This is a genomic window from Streptomyces aurantiacus JA 4570 (assembly GCF_000414115.1).
Lineage (GTDB): Bacteria > Actinomycetota > Actinomycetes > Streptomycetales > Streptomycetaceae > Streptomyces > Streptomyces aurantiacus_A.
This window is the reverse complement of the sequence record NZ_AOPZ01000391.1, coordinates 1-4686: the sequence shown is the minus strand read 5'-3', so window position 1 is coordinate 4686 and position 4686 is coordinate 1. Positions and strand designations below refer to the sequence as shown.

3 protein-coding genes are annotated in these 4686 nt (G+C 69.5%); 1 reads left to right on the top strand and 2 read right to left on the bottom strand.

Annotated elements, in window-relative coordinates; translation table 11 throughout:
- Window positions 1–159: 159 nt before the first annotated feature.
- Window positions 160–1197 (top strand): glycosyltransferase family 2 protein, encoded by a 1038-nt coding sequence (locus STRAU_RS31560; RefSeq protein WP_037663198.1) that lies wholly within the window; start codon window positions 160–162, stop codon window positions 1195–1197.
- Between the two features lie 82 nt (window positions 1198–1279).
- Here the strand turns inward: STRAU_RS31560 and STRAU_RS31555 are convergent, their stop codons facing one another.
- Window positions 1280–3010 (bottom strand): LCP family protein, encoded by a 1731-nt coding sequence (locus STRAU_RS31555; protein ID WP_016644475.1) that lies wholly within the window; start codon window positions 3008–3010, stop codon window positions 1280–1282.
- Between the two features lie 140 nt (window positions 3011–3150).
- Window positions 3151–4686 (bottom strand): LCP family protein (locus STRAU_RS31550; protein WP_037663196.1); only part of this gene is annotated, 1536 nt, incomplete at its 5' end.

Here is a 4686-nt window from a genome sequence, read left to right as displayed (position 1 = left end):
TGCGGGGGAGCGGGGCGGCGTGGGCACGTGCGGGGACACCTCCGCGGTCAGGGTCCTGGGCCGGGCACCCGAGAACCGTAGGCCCATACGATCTGCGGACCGGGGCGGCACCCCATCGGCGCGCGTTCTTGTCCCCCATTCGCGGTAACGTGACCGTCAATGAACGCGAAGTCTGGGGTGCGTCCCCCCGCCGTATCCGTGATCATGCCGGTTCTCAACGAGGAGCGGCATCTGCGTGAAGCCGTGCACGCGATCCTCCAGCAGGAGTACGCGGGCGAGATGGAGGTCGTCGTCGCGCTCGGCCCCTCCACCGACCGTACCGACGAGATCGCCGCGGAGCTGGTCGCGGAGGACTCCCGGGTGCACACGGTGCCCAACCCCACGGGGCGCACGCCCGCGGCACTGAACGCCGCGATCAAGGCGTCACGCCACCCGATCGTGGTACGTGTCGACGGCCACGCCGCGCTCTCGCCGGGCTACATCACGACCGCCGTGCGCCTCCTGGAGGAGACCGGCGCGATGAACGTCGGCGGCATCATGCACGCCGAGGGCCAGAACGACTGGGAGCACGCGGTCGCCGCCGCCATGACGTCGAAGATCGGCGTGGGCAACGCGGCCTTCCACACGGGCGGCGCGGCGCAGCAGGCCGAGACGGTCTACCTGGGCGTGTTCCGGCGCGAGGCCCTGGAGCAGCAGGGCGGCTACAACGAGGAGTTCATCCGCGCCCAGGACTGGGAGCTGAACTTCCGGATCAGGGAGGCCGGGGGCCTCATCTGGTTCTCGCCCGAGCTGAAGGTCTCGTACCGCCCGCGGCCGAGCGTGAAGGCCCTCGCCAAGCAGTACAAGGACTACGGCCGCTGGCGCCACGTCGTCGCCCGCTACCACCAGGGCTCCATCAACCTGCGCTACCTCGCGCCGCCGGTCGCCGTCTGCGCGATCGCCGCGGGCGTGGTCGTGGGCGCCCTTGTGACGCCGTTCGGCTTCGTCGTGCCGGGCGGCTATCTCGCCGCGATCGCCGCGGGCTCCGTCCCCGCGGGCAAGGGGCTGCCCCTGAAGGCGCGCCTGGAGATCCCGGTGGCGCTCGCGACCATGCACATGTCGTGGGGCTGGGGCTTCCTCACCAGCCCGCGCTCGCTGGCCAAGCGGGTCATCGCCTCGCGGCGCCCTGCGGTAATCGGGGAGACGCAGGGGGCCTGAGGCCCCGGAGATCCCGGAGACCCGAGGCCCGGAAGACCGGAGACCCAGGAGGCCCGAGCCGGCCCCCTGGGCAACTCCCGGTCTACCAGGTGAAGTTCGGGTCCACCTTCATGCAGGCGTTCTTGTCGGAGCCGTTCAGGGCGTCCGCCGAGTCCGGCGTCGAGTCGTCCTGCTTCTTCGCCTTCTCCGGCTTGGCGCCGTCGCGCCAGTCGGCGCCGACGATCAGCGTGATGCCGGAGACGTCCGTCGACTTCTTCACCGAACGCAGCGGCAGGCCGAGGGCCTTGGCGACCCGCTGGGCGTCGCCCTCCAGCTCCACGCTGGGATAGCGGATGACCGTCTTGTTCTCGGTGAGCGACGTCGAGGTGTCCGGGGCCGCCTTCACGAAGCCCTTGGCGGCGAGCAGTTGCGCGACGGCGCTCGCGCGGCCGCTGACGGCGGGCTCGGTGGCGGTGCGGGTGCCGTTCTGCACCTGGAGGGCGATCCGGCCGTCCGGTGCCGCCGGGTCGTCCGACAGCTTCTCCTTCGGCGGCTTGCGCTTGTCCTTGCCGTCGAGCGCGATGTCGTCGCGCACCAGGCGGAAGAGCTGCTCCGCGTCGCCCGGTTTGGGGACCACCCGCGAACCGGAGTACTCGAACGGCATGGTGGTCATCGTCGTACGCTCCGGCGAGACCTTCTTCAGCTCGTTGCCGAGGCCGTAGAGCTTCATGACGGAGCCGAGGCCCGGGTCGACCTTCAGGGCCCGGGTGGCGTTCTCGGCGAGCTTGCGCAGCCGGTTGGGGCTGGTCAGGCCGGTGTTCTCGCGCAACGTCCGGACCAGCGAGTTCATGTACATGTGCTGGGCCTTGGCGCGCGCTATGTCGGTGCCGCCCTCGAAGCCGTAGCGGGTGCGCAGCCACTGCAGGGCCTGCTCGCCCTTGATCTTCGTGGTGCCCTTCTCCAGCTTCAGGCCCGAGCCCTTGCCCTGGCTGGTGCGCGAGTGGATGTTCTTGTCCACGCAGACGGGCACGCCGCCGATCGCGTCCGCCATCGACACCACACCCGAGAAGTCGACCATCATGAAGTGGTTGATGTGGATGTTGGTCAGCTTCTCCCAGGTGGCGACGGTGCAGCCGGGCCCGCCGCGGCCCAGGGACTCGTTCGTCATCATGCGCGGCCCGGTCTCCTTGTAGACCTTGCCGTCGTCCGGGTCCGTGCACTTGGGGATGGTCAGCAGGGTGTCGCGCGGCATGCTGATGACGGACATGTTGCTGCGGTCCGCCGAGAGGTGCAGGAGCATCTGTACGTCCGCGAGGGGCGGGCCGTCGAACGTGTCCTTGGCGCCGCCGAGTTTCTGGTTCTCCTTGGAGTCGCGGGCGTCGGAGCCGATCAGGAGGATGTTCAGGGGCGTCTGTCCCGCGGAGTTGGGCGTGGGCTCGGGGGCCCGGTGGTCGCCCAGGTTCAGGTCGTCCGTCTCCAGGTTGTTGTTCAGGTGCTGGTAGTACAGGTATCCGGCACCGGCCGTCCCGAGTATCAGCACCGACAGGATCGTCGCCGACCACCGCAGCAGGCGCCGCTTGCGGCGCGGCGCGGGCTTTCCTTTGCCGCCGCCGTCCCCGCCTTTGCCGGGCGGACCGGCCCTGCCTCCTTTGGCGCGGCCGCCGTCACGGCCCTCCGTACGAGAGCCGGATCCCTCCGTACGAGAACCGGCCCCCTCCGCAGGAGCCCCCGCCTCGTCGGAGGCGTCCCGCGCGCCGGGGTCCGCGTCAGGCGAACCGTCCCGCGTCCCCGCCCCGCCGGACGCTCCCTCCCCACGGACACTGTTCTGCCCCATCCCTGTCCCTCCCCGCCCTGCTTCCCAAGTGCGGTCGCCCCATGGCGACTTGCGGCGTGCCGCCGCCCGCCCACGTGGCGGCGGTCGCCGGCCCGCCGCCACGCGTGGCGTTCTGTGAGACGTGAAACAACCGCCTCAGGTCACTTGGCACACACAGTTTTGTCGGCTTCAACCTTCTGGACGCCGTCCGGAGCCTTCGACGGAGCGGTGATGGACTGTCCCGCTCCCTTGAAGTCCGCGCCGAGGGTCAGCACCATCGCGGGCAGCCCCTGAGCGTTCTTCTCGCTCTTGCCCGGCTTCAGCGCGGCCGCGGGCAGCCCCATGAGCTGGGCGAGCCGCCGGGCCTGGTCGGCCTGGTCCGCGCCGTACTCCAGGGTCGTCTTGGGCAGGTTCTTCGGCGCGTTGCCGAGCTGGCTGGACTTCGTCACGCCTTCATTGTTCTGCAGCCAGCTGAGAGTTGCCTGAGCGGCGCCCGTCTTGCCGCTGCCGTTGTAGATGTCGACGCGCACGTCGGAGGGGTCGGCCTTGGGGCCCTTGAGGCGGGCGGCCACCGCGGCCTTCTCCTTCTTCTGCTTCTTCTTCACCTCGGTCAGCGACACGTCGTCGCGCATCATCGAGAACAGGTTGTCGGCCTGCGGCTGCCGGGGGACGACCGTGACGGGCGTCTTCTCGGCGGGGTTGTCGTCCACGGGGGTGGTCGCGAACGTCAGGTTCTTCATGTCGAGCTTGCCGAGCTCCATGCCCAGGTCACGGAGTTTCATTATGTCGGCGATCTTGGAGTCGACGGTCAGCGCCTTCGTGCCCGCCTCCGCCAGACTTATCATCTTCTTCGGGCTGGTCAGCGTGCCCCCGGACTTGAGCTTGCGCATCAGCGAGCTGAGGAACTGCTGCTGCAGCTCGATCCGGCTCAAGTCGCCGCCGTTGCCCACGGAGTGCCGGGTGCGCACGAATGCGAGGGCCTCCTCGCCCTCGATCGTGTGCTCGCCCTTGGACAGCTTCAGATGCGACTTCGGGTCGTCGATGTCCTTGGCGAGGCACACGTCCACGCCGTCGACCGCGCTGGACAGCGTCTTGACCGCGTTGAAGTCGGCCACCATGAAGTGGTCGAGCTTTATGCCGGTGATCTCCGTGACCGTACGCATCGTGCAGCTCGGCGTGCGGTCGTTCTGGCCGAGGCTCTCGTTGAAGCGGACCTGCTTCGAGCCGGGGATGACCTTCGTGGAACCGTCGTCCTGCTTGGTGGGGCAGTCCGGGATGTCGGTGATCATGTCGCGCGGGATGCTCAGCGCGGTCGCGTTGGAGCGGTCCTTGGAGACGTGCAGCAGGAGCGTGGTGTCCGCGTGCCCGGCGCTGCCCTCGTCGCCGTAGCCCGCGTTGCCCTTGCCGTCGCGCTTGTCCGTGCCGACGAGCAGGATGTTGATGGCGCGGTCCTTGCTGAACCCGCCGGTGCCGGCGCCGTCGTCGGAGACGGACGTGATGTTGTCGTTCAGGTGCTGGTAGTACAGATAGCCGCCCACCGCGGCGACGACGACCACGAAGGCCACCGTGCCGCCGGACCACATGGCGATCTTCTTGCCGGTGTTCTTCTTCTTGGGCCGCTGCTTGCGCCGCCCGCCCGCCGCGGCCTCGGGGCCCGACCGCCGCCTGCGCTGGCCGGGCACCTGCTCGCGCCCGTG

Coding starts and splice junctions, on each gene's coding strand:
- STRAU_RS31555 (WP_016644475.1), bottom strand. CDS start 3,010: ATGGGGCAGAACAGTGTCCGTGGGGAGGGAGCGTCCGGCGGGGCGGGG.
- STRAU_RS31560 (WP_037663198.1), top strand. CDS start 160: ATGAACGCGAAGTCTGGGGTGCGTCCCCCCGCCGTATCCGTGATCATG.